The sequence below is a fragment of the Microcoleus sp. Pol12B5 genome (assembly GCF_036701335.1).
In the GTDB taxonomy this organism is placed as follows: domain Bacteria; phylum Cyanobacteriota; class Cyanobacteriia; order Cyanobacteriales; family Microcoleaceae; genus Microcoleus.
Map to the genome: position 1 here is coordinate 87,150 of NZ_JAUBQQ010000011.1, position 17,450 is coordinate 104,599.

A 17,450-nucleotide genomic window follows, 5' to 3' on the forward strand; every position below is an offset into this window, starting at 1 on the left:
AATATAGTAAGACTGGATTAAAATTAAACAAAGGCATTTCTGATGACACAACCGATCGAACTTTCCGCAAATACCTTACAAAATTATCAAGGTATCGGAGTTCCAGAAGAAAGTCTGGCAGTGATTTTGCAGCGCGGCGGCGACGAATTGCTGCTGTCAAAAGCGAACGATCGCTTTACAGTCCGCCCCTCATCAACAGCATCAGCCTCAAACGATTGGGCTGCAACAAATGGGGCAAAACTCAACCGCCGCATCGGCCAAAGCAATCTCGAAGAATATCTCGTTGCGCCCTCTAACCTAGCAGCAGCAATGCAAGCAGCCCGGGCCAGCGATGCCGTAGCTTTTGCCAGCCACGTCTATTGCCCCGCGAACAATCCGAGTACATTCTTTTATATAACCGACCAAATTACCATTCAATTTGGCGAACAAGTAGACGAACAATCGCGCAAGGCTATCGCCAATGCAGCAGCTTTAAAAATAGTCCGGCCAGTAGAAGGAATTCCCAACACTTTCGTCTGCGAAGTCACAAAACAAGCAACAGAAAACCCGGTCAAAATTGCCAACCGCCTGACAAGATATCCAGAAGTTCTCGTAGCCGAACCCAACATTGTAGTAGAGACGCAGCAGCATTACACGCCCCGCGATCCGCTTTATCCCAAACAGTGGTATCTCAACAACAAAGGCGGCAACGAAGTTGTCGGCGGTGCTCAAATTTATGCAGAACCAGCTTGGAACATGACTCGCGGAGTTCGATCGATCGTAATTGCCATCGCCGACGATTCAGTTGACATCACCCACCCAGATTTTCAAGGCCAAGGCAAAATCGTCTCACCCATCGATTTCAAAGACGGCGACACTTCCCCGATGCCAGTCGCAGACTCAGACAACCACGGCACAAGTTGTGCCGGCGTCGCCATTGCTGAAGAAAACGGCAAAGGCATTGTCGGCGTCGCCCCCGGATGCGCCCTGATGCCCATCCGTACCACGGGTTTTCTTGATGACAATTCTGTCGAAAAAATATTTAATTGGGCGATCGAAAAAGGTGCCGCCGTCATTTCTTGCAGTTGGGGACCTGCTGCAGTTTACTATCCCATTTCCCTGCGACAGAGTGCCGTTATCACCAAAGCCGCAACCCAAGGGCGGGGCGGCAGAGGCTGCGTTATTATGTTCGCTGCGGGGAATGCCAACCGCCCAGTCAACGGTACTGTTAACGAGAAAGGCTGGCCCAACAACGTCGTAGAGGGTCAAACTAGATGGCTAAACGGATTTGCCGTTCACCCCGACGTAATTGCCGTCAGCGCTTCCACTTCCCTCAACAAAAAAGCAGCCTACAGCAATTGGGGCACCAGCATCTCGGTTTGCGCCCCCAGCAACAACGCGCCGCCGGGAACTTGGTTGCCAGAAACCGGATATATCGGCACGCCGCCGGAGGTGACGCAGTATTTGCCCGGTTTGGGGGTGTTTACTGCCGATCGAGTCGGGGTTGCCGGCTACGATTCGGGGGACTACACGAATACCTTTGGCGGTACTTCCAGCGCCACTCCAGTAGTCGCTGGGGTTGCAGGGTTGATACTTTCGGCTAACCCCCGTTTAACGGCGCGGGAAGTGCGGGGAATTCTCGAACAAACTGCTGAGAAAATTGTCGATCTCGATCCCGATCCCCAGTTGGGCAATCGCATGGGAAATTACGATCCTAACAACGGCCGCAGCGATTGGTTTGGTTACGGGAAAGTGAATGCTTTTAAAGCTGTGCAAGCTGCGGTGAGAAAGGGCGGCGGCAATCCGAATATCGGGGGTGCGGTGTTCAGCGATATTTCTGGACATTGGGCACAGAAGTTTATTGAAGCTTTGGCTGCGGCGAATATAATTAGCGGTTTTCCTGACGGTTCTTTTCGGCCTGATGAGAGTTTAAACCGTGCTCAATATGCGGCGCTGTTGGTGAGTGCGTTTAGTCCGATTCCGAGGGTGCCGGCTACAAATTTTATTGATGTTTCTGCTACTTTTTGGGCGAGAAGTGCGATCGAACGGGCAAATCGGGGGGGGTTTTTGGCGGGGTTTCCGGGGTTGAAGTTCGGCCCGAATCAGAATTTGACTAAGGCTGAGGCGATCGTGTCTTTGGTTAACGGTTTGGAACTTAAGGGTGGCAATCCTGATTCTTTGAAAGTTTACATCGATCGTTCTCAAATTCCTAATTATGCTTTGAGTGCGATCGCCACAGCAACTGCTTTGAAGATTGTGGTTAATTATCCTTCCCGCGATTGGCTTTCGCCGCAGCGGGATATTACCCGCGCTGAGATTTCGGCTTTAATTTACCAGACTTTGGTGGCAACTAATCGGGCAAAGGCGATCGATTCTCCTTACATTGTCTAATGGCAATAGGTTCGTAGTGAGGACTGAAGTCCTGATAATTTTATGAGGATTTGAGTCCTCACTACAAACCTATTTTATTGTGGCAGCTTTTACCCTCGAAAATCCCCCAAAGCTTTCAAAGCAAATTGTGGCAAAGCTAACATCCTGCGCCACCGCCAAGGTTCTTGATAAAGCCGATACAACCATTCTAAATGATTGTCGCAAAACCACGCTGGCGCGCGGGTTTTTGTTCCCGCCCAAATATCGAAACTGCCGCCAACTCCCACCCAAATCGAATCAGGACAAAGGTGTCGGTGTTCGGCAATCCAAAATTCTTGGCGCGGCACTCCCAAGCCCACAAAAATCAGTTTTGGTTGCATTTTTTTGAGGCTTTCACGGAAGTCTTTTTCTTCATCTGCGGAAAGATAACCGTGTTGAGAAGCAATTGACAATCCCTTAACTTTTTGCTGCCAAGTTTCTGCCGCCGCAGCCGCCACCCCGGGGGAACCTCCAAAGAAAAAGAGTGGTTCTGAATCAGGCAATTTTCCGGCTTCTTGCAGCAGCGATTCTGCTAATTCAATCCCCGGATAGCGCCGTGCCGGTTTGCCGCGCATCCGCAAGTACAGCACCACTCCCGAACCGTCGGGAATCACGAGTTCAGCGGAGCGAATTACATCTGCTAAAGCCTGATTTTGCTCGGCTTGCATGGCCATTTCAGCATTCAAAGTCACCACATGACTTCCTAACCCTTGATGCAGGCGCTGCATCAGCCAACCTGCATAATCATCTAATATGTGAACTGGTAGTCCCAGCACTGAAAATTGTGGGCGCGATCGATCCATATTTTTTTTTTTGAGATTCCTACACACCTAGTTATTTAAATTAGCTTAGATTGGCGATCGACGCTAGACCAGTTTTGGTCGCACAAAAACCGGTTTGTGCCACCAATAGTCTGTTAAGTCATCGTTCGGTGGCCCAGAAATCGGTTTTTTTGTAAGCGACGGTCGCGCAAGTTCATTAGAGTTTGCCAGCCAAGTGCGATCGAGCATTAGCGTTCGATTTTTTTGACAGAGCCGTCTGCGTACCATTCCATCGGTACTAGCTCTATTTTACCATTAATTTTCACTGTAGAGTAGACAACTTTCACGAAAGGAACGCTTTTGTTATTGTGGTTTTGCGTAGACATGGCAATTACCTTTTTGTGTTTGGATAACTTGAGAAATGATCTAATCTCTGATATATTTAAAAGTCTATTCACCGCAAATCTACTCGCATCAGGAAAAAGAAGGAAAACGAAATGGCGATCGCAAAAACCCAGCGGCAAACCAGGTTAGATTATTACTACCAGCAAATCAAAAACATCATCCTCAAGCGCCAAAATCCAATTACAGGTTTGCTGCCGGCGAGTACCGCCGTCAACGCCCACGGCGACTACACCGATGCCTGGGTACGCGACAACGTGTACAGCATTCTCGCGGTTTGGGGTTTGGGTTTAGCTTATCGCAAAATTGATGGCGATCAGGGCAGAACATTTGAACTCGAACAAAGCACAGTCAAACTAATGCGAGGCCTGCTGTTTGCGATGATGCAGCAATCGAGCAAAGTAGAACGTTTTAAAAATACTCAGTCGCCGCTAGATGCCCTGCACGCTAAATACAATACTCAAACTGGAGGGATTGTTGTCGGCGATGACAAGTGGGGACATTTACAGGTAGACGCTACATCTATATTCTTATTAATTCTTGCTCAAATGACGGCTTCCGGGCTGCACGTAATTTTTACAATTGATGAAGTCAATTTCGTGCAAAATTTAGTTTACTACATCGGTAGAGCCTACCGCACGCCGGATTACGGAATTTGGGAAAGAGGCCATAAAATCAATCGCGGCAATGCAGAATTGAACGCCAGTTCAGTTGGTATGGCCAAAGCAGCGCTGGAAGCAATAAATGGCTTAGATTTGTTCGGAATTAAAGGCTCTCAAGCGTCAGTTATTCACGTTTTGCCAGACGAAATTGCCAGAAGTCGCATAACTCTGGAATCCCTTTTGCCTCGCGAATCTAGTTCAAAAGAAGTAGATGCCGCTTTATTGAGTGTGATTAGTTTTCCGGCTTTTGCTGTGGAAGATCGAGAATTAATAGAGCGGACTCGAAATAAGATTATTGACAAATTGCAAGGAAAATACGGCTGCAAGCGGTTTCTGCGGGACGGACACCAGACAGTTTTGGAAGATGCCGATCGCCTGCACTACGAACCCACAGAATTAAGGCAGTTCGAGCACATTGAATGCGAGTGGCCGCTATTTTTCACTTATTTATTGTTGGACGGCATATTTCAGGGAAATCAAGCCCAAGTGCAGGAGTACCAGCAGCGTTTGGAATCTCTAGCAGTCGATCGCTCTGGTTTGCCGCTACTACCCGAATTGTATTACGTGCCCGCCGAAAATATAGAAGCAGAAAAGCTAAATCCCAGTAGCCAGCAGCGCTTACCGAATGAAAATATTCCCCTAGTTTGGGCGCAAAGTCTGTATTTTCTCGGTCAATTGCTAAATGAAGGATTAATCGCAGTGGGCGATATCGACCCGCTGGGAAGACATTTGTCAGTCGGCCCGCACAGAGAACCTTTAGTGCAAATTGCACTGTTAGCTGAAGACGAAGATTTGCAAGCAGAATTAGCCACTAACGGCATTGCGGCGCAAACTCCAAAACAGGTAGAACCAATTCAAGTCCGCCAGACTAAAGAATTATCAGCTATTTACACGCAAATTGGACGCAACGACCCATTAGGTTTAACCGGCCGCCCTGTGCGCCGTCTGCGGAGTTTAACAACTTCTCGGGTGTTTAAAATTCGCGAAGAGGCGATCGTATTTCTCCCCTCATTTTTGAACAGACAAGAGTTTTACTTAACTTTAGATTACCATTTTTTAGTAGCTCAAATCAAGAGCGAAATAGCTCACATTCACAGCCACTGGTATCAGTTGGGACGCCCTACGGTAACGCTGATGCTGACTCACACGATGCTGGAAACAGGCCGGGAAGCGTTGTTAGAATTAATGAAAGAATTCCGGGATGGACACTGTAATAACACGCCAGTTAAACTCGGAAACCTTAAGCAGTTAATGCTGACCGCTGGCACCGAAAGAATTGATTTCATGCACGATTTTGAATTCACAGAATCTCCAGTTACAGGTGCAGTCGAAACCCCCAGATATCTCGGTTACAATCCTGAGAAAACTTGGCCTCTGGGTCACACGCAAGAATTTAAATTAGAGTGCGAGACTAATACTCAATTTTTGCTAACTAGCCTGCGTGATTCAGAAAACTTGTACGAAGAAATTGAGTTGCTGCACACGTTAGTTCGCCTCAAGGGATTAAATTTTGATACAGGATTTGGGGGTGCAGAACAAACAGTTAAAGTTGTGGATTTGCTCAACGAAGTTTATACAAAAGCTGGAGAAAGTTCGCAATCAAAAATCCAATGGGCAGTCATCCGCCATGCCGCAGGTTTGCTGGACAAAGTTGATATCAGTTTGTCAGATGCGGTGACAGACATTTTGGTGCGACAAAAGCAGATTGCTGTGGGGAAAGCTTACAGCGAAGATTCGATAATTTCGCGACCGGGTTCTTATACAGAAGTGATGGACAAAATTCGCCAATTCTGCGGAGAAGATATTCGCGATCGAGTTCTAACTCAAGAAGTTCTCATCTACCTCGGCCTGCTAATTAAAGCCGAACCGCAGTTATTTAAAGGCCTGCTGACGCTGAGAGTTAGCTACTTTATTTTGCTCTTAACAAGCGAATTAGCCCGCGAGTTAGGAGTTACGCAAAATGAAGCTTACGAATATTTAATGCAGCTAAGTCCCTTTGAAATCAAAAATCGCCTGCGCCAAGTGTTGACGGAATACGAGGAAATGAATCAAATCCTCAAACAGCAAGAATCCCTGCGCGTCAAACAGCCGGAAAAAGATATTGAATGGGTAGTCGCGCCAGTTTCTGAAGAACCAACCATGCCTGGGGGAGGATGGCGCCGGAAGCGGCAAATGGAAGGTACAGTCAATCGCGTACCGAAGGATTTTTATCCGAGTGTTTGGGGACTCCTGCGGCACTGCAAAGGCTTGATAATTGGCGACAAATTAGAGCGGCGCAATCGGTTAGATAGCCATATCATTTTATCGGAAATGACCCCTGGTGAAAAGAATTTTGCGCTACAAATCGAGCATTTGCTGAATAAAATTGTCGCACCAGAATACCGACAAGTCAATATTGAGGCGCTGATGGAGTTGGCTGCGATCGCCCAGCGCAACCCAGAATTGCAAGTAGAAGAATACATCGTTTTAGATGTATTAGTCGGTCACGCAGTGCGGCTGAATTGGCAAGGTAAACACCCAGAAAGAGCGGATAAATACGATGAAGATAAAGCTGCGGCTTGGCAAGCTTTTTATAATACTTCGCCTTACGTTTGCGCGAGTCATGTACTCGATGCTTTCCGATTCTTGACGAAGTTTGGATAGATTGAGCGGCAACCCCGGTTTGAGCTTTTAGCAGTAAGGTGTGCACTGCACACCTACATAGAGAGGTTCTGCGTAAGTCCTGTCTTCTCTTATATTCTCTCTCTTTTCTTCCTCAGCTTCCTCTGCACTCTATGCAGTTCATTAAAAGAAATTCTCATCAACTTAATTTTGAGCAATGATCCAAGCTGTTCTTGAGGCAAAAACCTGTGATTGACAACCAAGCGATAACTATTAGTCTTTTTACTGGAGCCTACGGTTTAGATTTAGGTCTAGAAAAAGCCGGATTTCAGACAGTAAGTTTAGTAGAAATCGAACCTGATGCTACCAAAACAATCTCTCTAAATCGTCCTCATTTATCCTTATCTGCTCTACCGAGAGATATTTGCCAAGTCAGCGCCCAAACTCTATTACAAGAAGGCGGAAAAATCTTAGGTTTAGATAGGCCTCTGCGCGCTGAGGAAGTAGATTTAGTGACTGGTGGCCCCCCGTGCCAACCTTTCAGCACAGCCGGAAAACGGGGGTCTGTTGGCGATCCGCGCGGTAGCTTATTTATGGATTTCATACGCATTGTTGACGAAATCAAACCGCGCTTTTTTATCATGGAAAATGTTAAGGGATTGCTGTCAGCTCCGCTTCGACATCGACCTCACGATCGCAGAGGTTTAGATTTCCCGCAATTAGAACCAGATGAGATGCCAGGTGCAGCTTTACAAGTGATTTTGGCAGAGATGAAACGCATTGGTTATGAAGTTGTGTATGACTTGCTCAATACTGCTGATTACGGCGTTCCTCAAGTTAGAGAAAGAGTTGTTTTTATTGGTTATAAAGGTAATGATTCAGTTACTTTGCCGCTCCCAATTTACAGTCAGAAAGGTACTGGTAAAAAACCCAAATGGCTGACGCTAAGAGAAGGATTAAAAGATTTAGTAGATTCTCAACCAGAATTTGTCCCTTACTCAGAAAGTCGCGTCAAGTATTTGCGCCTTTTAACAGCCGGTCAAAACTGGAGGGATTTACCCAGCGAATTAAAGCAAGAAGCAATGGGAGGAGCTTATAAATCTGAAGGCGGTAAAGTTGGTTTTTATCGACGCTTAGCGTGGGAGAAACCATCGCCTACTGTGACCACGAGTCCTCATCAAAAGGCTACAGATATGTGTCATCCCGATGAATTGCGTCCTTTGAGTGTAAGGGAGTGCGCCCGAATTCAAACGTTTCCAGACGATTGGGTTTTTTATGGCTCAACTGCTTCTAAATATCGGCAAATTGGGAATGCAGTTCCGGTATTATTGGGAGAGGCGATCGGTAAGTACCTTTGTCAGGTAATTAAGGGCTATCAAGTTAGAGGAAGAGAAATAAGTCAACAGCTTTCTCTTTTCAGTTAACTAATATTTAAAAGAGAGTTGAGGAGAAATAAAAGTGTCAGAGCAACTTCATGAATTATTAGCATTTGTCTTAGAGAAAGAAATAGGATTGCCTGCCAGCAAGTCTCGCTCTTTCGCCAGTCACTTTGCTGAGTTAGAAGAATTTTTCAACTTAGAAGCCGCAACACTCAGAAACGGCATCAGCAGCATATCGGGCAAAAGAGCGCTCAGATTTACTCCCGATGAGATTGAACGCATTTTAGCATTTATATCTTCAGGCAAGCTTTCGCTGCAACTTACTATCGCTGAAAATTTTTTAGCCAGCATTTGTCGAGATTTTACTGGGCGACAGCTAGTTATGGTTGAAAATCTGACTTTAGGGAAAATTCATCCCAACCCATTTTTAATTAGGGCGTTAAATCTGGACACTCCCGAAGAAGTTGTCAGGCTCAATGTTTATATGACTGCTACTAGGTCTATTGTCACTTCAATGGGATTTTTTATTCAAAAACTATTGATATCTTGCTCTGAAAGTGCAGAAAGTCCACCGGGAAAGTCAGGATGGGACGCAATTAAAACTACCAGTGATGGCGAGAAATGCTGGATACAGGTAAAAAGCGGCCCGAATGATATGGATAAAGACCAGATAGTATATTGGGCTGCCAAAATTGAGGAAAAAATTCAGGAGGGCGATCGCGCTTATATTGGTATAGCTTACGGCAAAAGAACTAATAAAACTGTCACACTTGGTTTACTGAAGCAAATTTTGCCAAATTCGGACATGATAACTTTAATAGGTCGAGAACTGTGGGATTTTGTCAGTGAAGATACTCGCTATACTGTGAATCTGTTTGAAGTGTTGCGTCACTCGGCTAGTCAAGTTTTAGCACAAAGTTCTATTGATGAAGCTATAGAAAGGTGTAGCGATCGAATAATCGATGAATTTATCGGGAAGTACGGCGAGGGAAGTCAAGGTGTTTTTAACTATATAGCAGATATATTTTGATTTACAGCTTTGCAGTAGCCCCGAAGCGCTACTGCAAACCGCGAACTACAAAACTCCTTTAGAACTCGGAATCCGACTGGCGCGCCGCGGATCGATTTCTACCGCCATCCGCAGAGCTCGCGCAAATGCCTTAAACGCCGCTTCTACAATGTGATGAGAATTTCCGCCCTGCAACTGTCGAATGTGCAGTGTCATTTGAGTGTGGTTCACCACCGCCGAAAAAAACTCTCTCACTAATTCAGTATCGTAAGTGCCGATCCGCTGGTTGGGAATTTCCAAGCCGTAACTTAAGTGAGGCCGTCCCGAAAAGTCTAGCACTACTTCAATTAAAGCTTCATCCAAAGGTGCGATGAAATGCCCGAAGCGAGAAATGCCCGATCGATCCCCCACAGCTTTTGCTAGGGCTTGGCCCAAGGTAATTCCCACATCCTCGTTCGTGTGGTGGTCGTCAATCTCCAAATCCCCGATCGCCTGCACGTCCAAATCGATCAATCCGTGAGAAGCAATCTGGTGCAACATATGGTCTAAAAACGGAATCCCCGTAGACGCCTTGCAAGTTCCCACACCGTCGAGATTGAGGCTGGCCGTGACATCCGTTTCCAGTGTCGTGCGTTTCACCAGGGCGGCCCTAGCTGGTTGAACTGAACTTGTAGGAGGTAGAGAAGGGCGATCGATTATCTCCATAATTCGCAATTGGTCATTCATTAGTTATTGATAATTAGTAATTGAAGATTACAGCTTGATCGGCGCTGATTCTCCAGTGTTTAGTTAAGAGAATTATGCAAAACTCAAAACTCTCGAAAGGGGCGGTTTTTGAATAAAACTTACTTGTTAAAGTAAAAGTTTATTGTCTAAACCCGCCCCTACATAAATCAAAACTCTCGACTACCGTTACATTCCCATGATTTCGTAACCGGCATCGACATACAAAACTTGACCCGTAATCCCGCTAGCGAGATTGCTGCACAGAAAAGCCGCAGCATTTCCCACTTCCTGCTGAGTCACCGTCCGCCGCAGCGGCGCCACTTCCTCAACGTGGTGGATCATGTCCAGAATACCGCCAACTGCTGACGAAGCCAGAGTCCGAATCGGACCAGAAGAAATCGCATTTACCCGAATATTTAACGGGCCCAGTTCAGCAGCCAGATAGCGAACATTCATTTCCAAAGCCGCCTTAGCAATTCCCATCACATTATAGTTAGGAACTACTCGGACGCCGCCCAAATAAGTGAGCGTCACAATACTGCCGCCCTCGGCCATCAGGGGTTTAGCAGCAGCACAAAGCCGCACCAGCGAGTAAGCGCTAATATCCAAAGCATTGGAGAAACCTTGGCGCGAAGTGTTGGTGAAGTCTCCCGAAAGTTCGTCCTTGCCAGCAAAAGCCAGACAGTGGATCAGGACATCTAACTTGCCCCACTTGTCGGCGATGGTTTGAAAAGTAGACTCAATTTCGCTCTCGTCTTGGACATTGCAGGGCAAATACAGACTGGGATTGAGCGGTTCCACCAGTTCAGCGACTTTGCGCTCGTGCTTGCCTTTCTCGTCCTTCAAATAAGTTATGCCGAGGTTGGCCCCAGCTTTGTGGAGCTGCTGAGCGATGCCCCAGGCGATCGAGCGATTGTTGGCAATGCCCGTAACAAGAGCATTTTTTCCGGTCAAATCTATCATCTGTAGTTTATCTAAAAGCAACTTGCACCGTTCTCATTGGCTCTATGCGACAACCCCGCCAGTTTAGACACAACTGATTCAGATTTAACTGATTGAGACACAATTGAGACACAATTGATATTAATTTTGCTGTGGAGCTACATGGGGGGGAATTGAAAAAGTTAAGAGAAGGGCTAGATTTAATCATACAGCGTGTGTTTACCTTAACATTAGATGGAAGTAACAGAATCCCTAGATATTGGAGGTTAGGAAGTATATTTACTCAATAAGGTTAATCGGCAAGTTATAAAGTATTGATTAGTACAAAGGATCTAGTCGTGACGCATGATAGACCGCTAGCAGCCGTGTTCCGCCAAATCAGCGGCGGGGCGTTTCCACCCATTGTGGAAACCTTTGAACGGGGCAAGACAATTTTTTTCCCTGGAGACCCGGCTGAGCGCGTCTACGTTCTCATTAGAGGTGCTGTGAAGCTCTCCAGGGTGTACGAAGCAGGGGAAGAAATTACAGTCGCCCTCCTGCGCGAAAATAGCGTATTTGGGGTGCTGTCTCTGATTACGGGACACCGATCGGACAGGTTTTACCATGCGGTAGCCTTTACACCGGTGGAATTGATCTCGCTGCCGATCGAACAAGTTGAGAAAGCGCTCAAGGAAGACCCAGAATTGTCGATGGTGATGCTGCGGGGACTGTCGTCTCGGATTTTGCAAACCGAGATGATGATCGAAACGCTGGCCCACCGAGATATGGGTTCGAGACTCGTCAGCTTTTTGCTGATTCTGTGCCGGGATTTTGGCGTACCCGGTACAGAGGGGATTACGATAGATTTGAAGCTGTCCCACCAAGCGATCGCCGAAGCGATCGGCTCGACACGGGTAACTGTGACTCGTTTGCTCGGGGATCTCAGACAAGAAACCATGATCTCGATCCACAAGAAAAAGATCACAGTCCACAACCCGGTGGCCCTAAGCCAGCAATTTACTTGATGCCGAGAAAGTATAGGATTTTGGATTTTGGATTTTAGATTCAATCCAAAATCCAAAATCCAAAATCTAAAATCGGAATGACTGCTGGATACATCCTGGTATTTGTAATTTTAGTGTTGGGGGGTGTGATCGCCACTGTTAGCGATCGCCTTGGGACGAAAGTCGGCAAGGCAAGGTTGAGCTTATTCAAACTTCGCCCCCGCGATACTGCTGTTGTTGTGACAGTGATGGCCGGCAGCATCCTGTCAGCACTCACTCTGGGCATATTGTTTGCTACTAGCAAGCCGCTGCGAACGGGAGTTTTTAGAATAGACGAGATTCAAAAAAGGCTCAACAACGCCCGCCGAGAAATCAACCAGGCTACTCAAGAAAAAAATCGAGTTGAAACTGAATTAGCTCAAGCCAGAGCCGCCCAAGCGCAAGCTAGAGCCAATTTAGAGCAAATTAATCAATCCCTCCAAGCAGCTAATGCTGAGCAAGCTCGAACGCAAACAAAATTAAACTCGCTGCGGGCCCAGCTCAACAGCGTGCAAGCAGCCAAGTCTAAAACTGAAGAGCAGTTAAGTCAGGTAGAAGCAGCTAAATCTCAGACAGAAGAACAGCTCAGCAGTGTGGAAGCGGCTAAATCCCGCACCGAAGAACAGTTGAAACTGGTTGAAACGATCCGATCGACTACACAAGCTCAGCTCGATCGCACCGAGAACCAGTTGAAAACAGTTTCTGGTCAAAAAACGACTTTAGGAGCGGAAATCGCCCAACTGCAAGAGGAACGCCAACAGTTAATCGAGCAGGTAAAAACTCAAATTGCCCAGCGCGATCAAGAAATTGCCAAGCGAGAGAGAGAAATTGCCAGGCGAGACGCAGAAATTATCGATCGCAACCAACTAATTGCCCAACGGGACAAGGAAATTGCTCAGCGGGTGCAAAATCTCGCCGAGCGCGATCGAACTATTGTCGAGCGCGACAAAGTAATTGCCGAGAGGGAAGCACTCCTAGAAACCTTGGCACAGCAACAATCTCAACTCGAACAGCAACAAACTTTATTGCAGCAGCAAGTGCAAGTTTTGGAACGCGATTTTCAGGCAATCCGCGAGGGTACAGTTGCCATCAGGCGCGGTCAAATTTTAGCTGCTGGCGTCGTTCGTATTATTGAGCCTGGTATGGCGAGTCGCGCGATCGATCGACTCTTGCAAGAAGCAAATAAAACCACCGTCGGACTCATGCAGCCGGAAAATAGGAAGGTTAGAGACCAGGTTATTCAAATTACTAAAGCAGAAATCGATCAACTAATTAGTCAGATTAAAGACGGTCAAGATTACGTGGTGCGGATTGTCGCTGGTGCTAATTACCTGCGGGAAGAAAAGGTAATTAAGGTATTTGCAGAAGCAGAAATCAATCGAGTTGTGTTCCGCGCTGGAGATGTGATTGCAGGGGTTGCTGTCGATCCCGTGACTTTGACCCACGAACAGGTGCGGCAGCAGTTGCTGCAATTGATAGAAGCTTGTCAATTTCGCGCTCGCCTGATCGGTGTTGTCGGCGGTAGAGTTCAAGTGGCCGACAGTCAGATTGAAACTTTAGCTGGTTTTATCGAGCGATTGCAGCAGTACGAGAAACCGCTGGACGTTCAGGCGATCGCCACAGATGTCACTTACATCGCCGGGCCCCTTAAAATAGATTTAGTGGCTCTTGAAAACGGAGCTGTTGTTTTCCGCACCGGACAACAAAAACCAGGCCCAGGAGACTTGAAAATAAAAAAATAAACATGGTAATTAATAATAGGTAACTGGCTATGATTTTAGGTTTCGATCCAGGTAAAGACAAATGTGGCATAGCTGTAATGGGTAGAGATAAGAAGGTCTGCTACCATCAAGTTGTGCAGTCCGAAGCAGCAATTTCTACTATTCAATCTCTGTGCGAACAGTTTCCCATTGAGTTATTGGTACTCGGAGATCAAACGACTTCTAAGAGTTGGAAACACAAACTAACGCAGAGTTTGTCGCCTGCGCTCAAAATTGTTCAGGTTGACGAGAGATACAGCAGTTTAGAAGCCAAGGAACGCTACTGGCAAATGTACCCTCCGACGGGACTTTCTCGCTTGATTCCCCAGGGAATGCGGACGCCGCCTAGACCGGTGGACGATATTGTGGCGATCGTCCTAATTCAGAGGTATTTAAACAAAAGTTAGTCAATTTTATAAGCGTTACCACTGATGAGCTTTGATAATTAAGGAATCAATATGTTTTGGCGACTCTTGAATTTTTCACTTAAATAAAATACACCCTGAATTTAGTGAATTTATGATTAAATAACAATTAGTGTTACTTAATCACACCTTCGGTCAAGATTACCTTACCATTCTGCCGGACTTGTAGGCGTTGGGGGTTAATCGAATAGATAATATTGCCGTTAGTCGCTTCATAAGTTCCGTCCTCACCTGTCGTTACTTGCATGACATTGATTTGGCTGCCATTTATTTTGCTGAGGCCTCGGTAAAAAATATCGCCTTCCTGGGTTTTGCAAATGTATATAGAAAAGTTGGGCGTTGCGAAAGATTGCACCATTTCGGCCCTCGGACATCCCTCAACTTGAGCAATTTGCAGCGGTTGATTATTGCCAAAAGTGTTGGGTTCGATCGCCCGAACTTTGTCAATCGGTTGATTTAGTGCAGTTGCTTCTGCTGAGGCAGTCAAAAAGCAGATCGCACTAATGCCTGTCATAACTAGAACTACCCCTTTAATGCCCTTAACTCTCTCTTTATAAAACATCTTGTCACTCCTGGTTTTAACTATATAATTACATCTTAAGCGATCCTTGCTGGATATTAATAATATTTAATGTCAAAGGTGAGATGTGCAGGGAACACGGTACACCGTCGGTTTAAGTAAGGTGCGAACTGTGCACGCTACACCAGTAAAAATACATAAGTATGTCAATGTGATCGCAGGAAAGCAATCTCTTGCATTTAGGACATTTTTAAGGTTTTATGACTTGTTCACGCTGATTTGAGAAACCGGGTTTCTTCATATATTTCTCGTTACTAAACCTTTGATTTTCCTAGAAACCAGGTTTCTAGACGCCCAGGCGATCGCGAACAGACTCGGTTACAGGATAATGTTTATTTGCGCTTAGCTATTTAGTCAATAATAAAAAGGGAAACAGAAGATACATTTTTCCTCCCATTTCCCCTGTTGAAAAGAACCGTCGTCCTGACGGGGAACCTGGTAATTAATTAACTGCTGCCAACTGTTTGTCTTTAATTTCCACTGGCGCGGTTAATGCTTCTTCCAAATCCGCACAGCCGAGTTTTTCCTCCAAAATAGCCATCACTTCGCGGCCGAAATCATTGGAATTACGCTGCCAAGCTTCTAAACAAATTTGCCCGAAAAACGAACCCAAAGGTTCGGGATTCCACAGCAACTTGCGCGCTGTCCAAGGCATCAAACTCATCGGATCGTAACCAGGTTGCAGAATCTCCTTTTTAAAGGCGTATTCCTCCAAAATTGTGTGCGGCTGCAACCCGATAAAGAAAATAGCTGGTTCTACTTTATCTACTCCGAAAATTCGCTCTAATTCTCGGTGATAAGCAATAGTTTGCCGGATGGTTTCAAAGGTTTCGTCAATGACGTTAAATGAGTAATTAACGGAAACCACATCGTTGTAACCGGCTGCTTTTAAATCGCGACAATTCTCTAAAACTACTCGCAAGTTGTAGCCCATCCGCATTTTCCGAACCAGTTCCTGGGAACCGCTGGTGATGCCGATTTCAAAGTAATTCATCCCCGTTTTTACCATCAAATCGCACAACTCTGGTGTGAGATTATCCGCACGGATGTAAGCGGCCCAGTGTATATCGTCCATGCCGGCGGCGATGATTTTTTGCAATAATTCAACTGCATCATCGATGAATTTGCGTGCTGGGATAAATTGAGCGTCGGTAAACCAGAAATTGCGGATACCTCGATCGTACAATTGCCGCATCTCTGCTACCACCTCATCCGCTGGATTGATCCGCACTTGTTTCCCTTCAATCACCGTATAAATGCAGTAACAGCAATTATGAGGACAGCCGCGCTTGGTTTGGACTCCGACGTAGAAGTCCATATCCTGCAGATAATAGGAAAATTCCGGCCAAATGGTTTCGATGTAGTTATAGTTGCAGGCTGTTTTCTCGATGTTGGCTGGCTTTTCGTGAATTAGCTTCGCGCGCGGCACAGTTTCTCCCACCACATAACACCTTTCCTCGGCCAAATCTTCGCCCTTAATCAACTTCTCCAGCAAAGCTTCGCCTTCCCCCACCGAAACCACAGTTCCCGTCGGCAAACTGCGGCCCAACTGCTCGTAAAACACGCTCACAGCACCGCCTCCGACCACTGCACGAGCTTCGGGGCGGTATTTCCGGGCCCGCTTCAATCCGCGCTTAATCAGTCCCAAATTGCGCCAGAGTTCGGTGTAGTAAGACGCTGCTAAACGCAGTCCTCCGAGTGCTCCCCGGAACTTGATCAGCGGATTTTTGGCGTAGTAAAACTCGAAGGCATTTTGCAGCGGATTGCCGCCCCGGCCGCCCACGGGCGCGTAAATTTGAATGTCGCGCCAAGAGAAAACCAGCAGAGTCGGCTTAAACTCGTCTATGCTGGCATCCAAAGCTTTAGCGAAATCCAGGGGGGGTACGGCACCTAAATCGAAAATGCGCTGTTCGACATCGGGAAACAGCTTGTGTACGTGATCCGAAAGATACACAACTCCGATCGGGAAAATAGGATTGCAGGGGAGGCGAACGTACAGGACTCGGTTTTCTCGGTTTTCCATGATTGCCATATCCTAAAGTGGAACTTTTTCAGCTATGTTAATATTCTTTTAATATAACTTTACAATATGTCTAATTTTCGCAATTTGACATTAAATATTCTTAAATTTTTCTATTGGGTTCAAGGCCGAGCTTGTTGGTGTCGATCGGCGAGAGCAGCAGAAAAAAGCTAATTTTTAAGTCAATACAGCGTATTTTGAATGAAAATCCCAGCGGGGAGTCAAAAATCCGATATTTATCCGGTTAGATTTTAATTTAAGTTCGATCGGTCTCTCATGTATTAGGGAGTTGGTAGTCGGCTTTACAGTAGGCGGGATCACCTAGTGTTAGCCTGAGAAGATAACTAAAACTTTTAGGCAAGGCTCCCTCAGCAGTTATGGCTCAAATTCTTGACCCCGTACCCTCAGACACCGACAGCAAGATTCTGTGCTGCTACGTTAACGCCACCAGTCAGATTCAGATTGCTCGCATCGCCAACATTCCTAACTGGTACTTTGAACGAGTGGTGTTTCCCGGACAGCGCTTAGTGTTTGAAGCGATGCCGGCCGCAGCATTGGAAATTCACACCGGGATGATGGCCAGTGCAATTTTGTCGGATAAAATTCCTTGCGATCGCTTGCAGATTAACGAAGGCCCCTATTCAAACGTCAATCCTAGCAGATCGCGAGAGGCAGTTCAGGGCGATCGAGCAGCAATGACTGGCCGCCCCAAATCCCGAGAAATCTCAGAACCTCTGACTGTACCGGCACTAACGGCCGTTGATTAATTGAAG

The 17,450-nt window shown here is 46.4% G+C and carries 14 protein-coding genes; 8 read left to right on the top strand and 6 right to left on the bottom strand.

The window, feature by feature from the left end:
* The first annotated feature begins 42 nt into the window (after window positions 1-42).
* A complete protein-coding gene (locus QUA24_RS08680; RefSeq protein WP_333228864.1) occupies window positions 43-2,370 on the top strand; it encodes a S8 family serine peptidase in 2,328 nt (775 codons plus the stop codon).
* An 89-nt stretch (window positions 2,371-2,459) separates the two neighbouring features.
* On the opposite strand, the gene QUA24_RS08685 is transcribed toward QUA24_RS08680, so the two are convergent.
* A complete protein-coding gene (locus QUA24_RS08685) occupies window positions 2,460-3,191 on the bottom strand; it encodes a WecB/TagA/CpsF family glycosyltransferase (protein ID WP_333228866.1) in 732 nt (243 codons plus the stop codon).
* 206 nt (window positions 3,192-3,397) lie between these two features.
* Complete coding sequence (locus tag QUA24_RS08690) at window positions 3,398-3,535, bottom strand: hypothetical protein (RefSeq protein ID WP_333228868.1); 138 nt, start codon at window positions 3,533-3,535, stop codon at window positions 3,398-3,400.
* 111 nt (window positions 3,536-3,646) lie between these two features.
* Here QUA24_RS08690 and QUA24_RS08695 point away from each other — a divergent pair, with 111 nt between their 5' ends.
* From QUA24_RS08695 to QUA24_RS08705, 3 genes are all read left to right on the top strand, one after another.
* Window positions 3,647-6,856 (top strand): glycoside hydrolase family 15 protein, encoded by a 3,210-nt coding sequence (locus QUA24_RS08695; RefSeq protein ID WP_333228870.1) that lies wholly within the window; start codon window positions 3,647-3,649, stop codon window positions 6,854-6,856.
* A gap of 206 nt (window positions 6,857-7,062) precedes the next feature.
* Complete coding sequence (locus tag QUA24_RS08700; RefSeq protein ID WP_333228871.1) at window positions 7,063-8,238, top strand: DNA cytosine methyltransferase; 1,176 nt, start codon at window positions 7,063-7,065, stop codon at window positions 8,236-8,238.
* A gap of 34 nt (window positions 8,239-8,272) precedes the next feature.
* The gene (locus QUA24_RS08705) at window positions 8,273-9,223 is read left to right on the top strand and encodes a PmeII family type II restriction endonuclease (RefSeq protein WP_333228873.1); all 951 of its coding nucleotides are present in this window, start codon (window positions 8,273-8,275) and stop codon (window positions 9,221-9,223) included.
* A gap of 45 nt (window positions 9,224-9,268) precedes the next feature.
* Here QUA24_RS08705 and hisB read toward each other — a convergent pair whose 3' ends face one another.
* Both hisB and fabI read right to left on the bottom strand, forming a co-directional pair.
* Window positions 9,269-9,907: an imidazoleglycerol-phosphate dehydratase HisB gene (gene hisB, locus QUA24_RS08710; protein ID WP_333228913.1), complete on the bottom strand. Its 639-nt coding sequence runs from the start codon at window positions 9,905-9,907 to the stop codon at window positions 9,269-9,271.
* A 207-nt stretch (window positions 9,908-10,114) separates the two neighbouring features.
* Complete coding sequence (gene fabI / locus QUA24_RS08715) at window positions 10,115-10,891, bottom strand: enoyl-ACP reductase FabI (RefSeq protein ID WP_006634022.1); 777 nt, start codon at window positions 10,889-10,891, stop codon at window positions 10,115-10,117.
* A 317-nt stretch (window positions 10,892-11,208) separates the two neighbouring features.
* Here fabI and ntcA point away from each other — a divergent pair, with 317 nt between their 5' ends.
* The 3 genes from ntcA to QUA24_RS08730 all read left to right on the top strand — a co-directional run bounded on the left by ntcA (window position 11,209) and on the right by QUA24_RS08730 (window position 14,059).
* A complete protein-coding gene (ntcA, locus tag QUA24_RS08720; RefSeq protein ID WP_006634020.1) occupies window positions 11,209-11,874 on the top strand; it encodes a global nitrogen regulator NtcA in 666 nt (221 codons plus the stop codon).
* Between the two features lie 77 nt (window positions 11,875-11,951).
* Complete coding sequence (locus QUA24_RS08725) at window positions 11,952-13,634, top strand: DUF3084 domain-containing protein (protein WP_333228875.1); 1,683 nt, start codon at window positions 11,952-11,954, stop codon at window positions 13,632-13,634.
* Window positions 13,635-13,663: 29 nt separating this feature from the next.
* Window positions 13,664-14,059, top strand: coding sequence for a pre-16S rRNA-processing nuclease YqgF (locus QUA24_RS08730; protein WP_333228876.1), 396 nt, complete (start codon window positions 13,664-13,666; stop codon window positions 14,057-14,059).
* A gap of 133 nt (window positions 14,060-14,192) precedes the next feature.
* Here the strand turns inward: QUA24_RS08730 and QUA24_RS08735 are convergent, their stop codons facing one another.
* Together QUA24_RS08735 and QUA24_RS08740 are read right to left on the bottom strand one after the other, a co-directional pair.
* Entirely contained in the window at window positions 14,193-14,639 is a 447-nt protein-coding gene (locus tag QUA24_RS08735; protein ID WP_333228878.1) for a hypothetical protein, read from the bottom strand.
* A 460-nt stretch (window positions 14,640-15,099) separates the two neighbouring features.
* Window positions 15,100-16,680: a photosystem II high light acclimation radical SAM protein gene (locus QUA24_RS08740; RefSeq protein WP_333228880.1), complete on the bottom strand. Its 1,581-nt coding sequence runs from the start codon at window positions 16,678-16,680 to the stop codon at window positions 15,100-15,102.
* 374 nt (window positions 16,681-17,054) lie between these two features.
* On the opposite strand from QUA24_RS08740, the gene QUA24_RS08745 reads away from it, so the two are divergent.
* Complete coding sequence (locus tag QUA24_RS08745; protein WP_333213557.1) at window positions 17,055-17,444, top strand: DUF1830 domain-containing protein; 390 nt, start codon at window positions 17,055-17,057, stop codon at window positions 17,442-17,444.
* The last annotated feature ends 6 nt before the right edge of the window (window positions 17,445-17,450 follow it).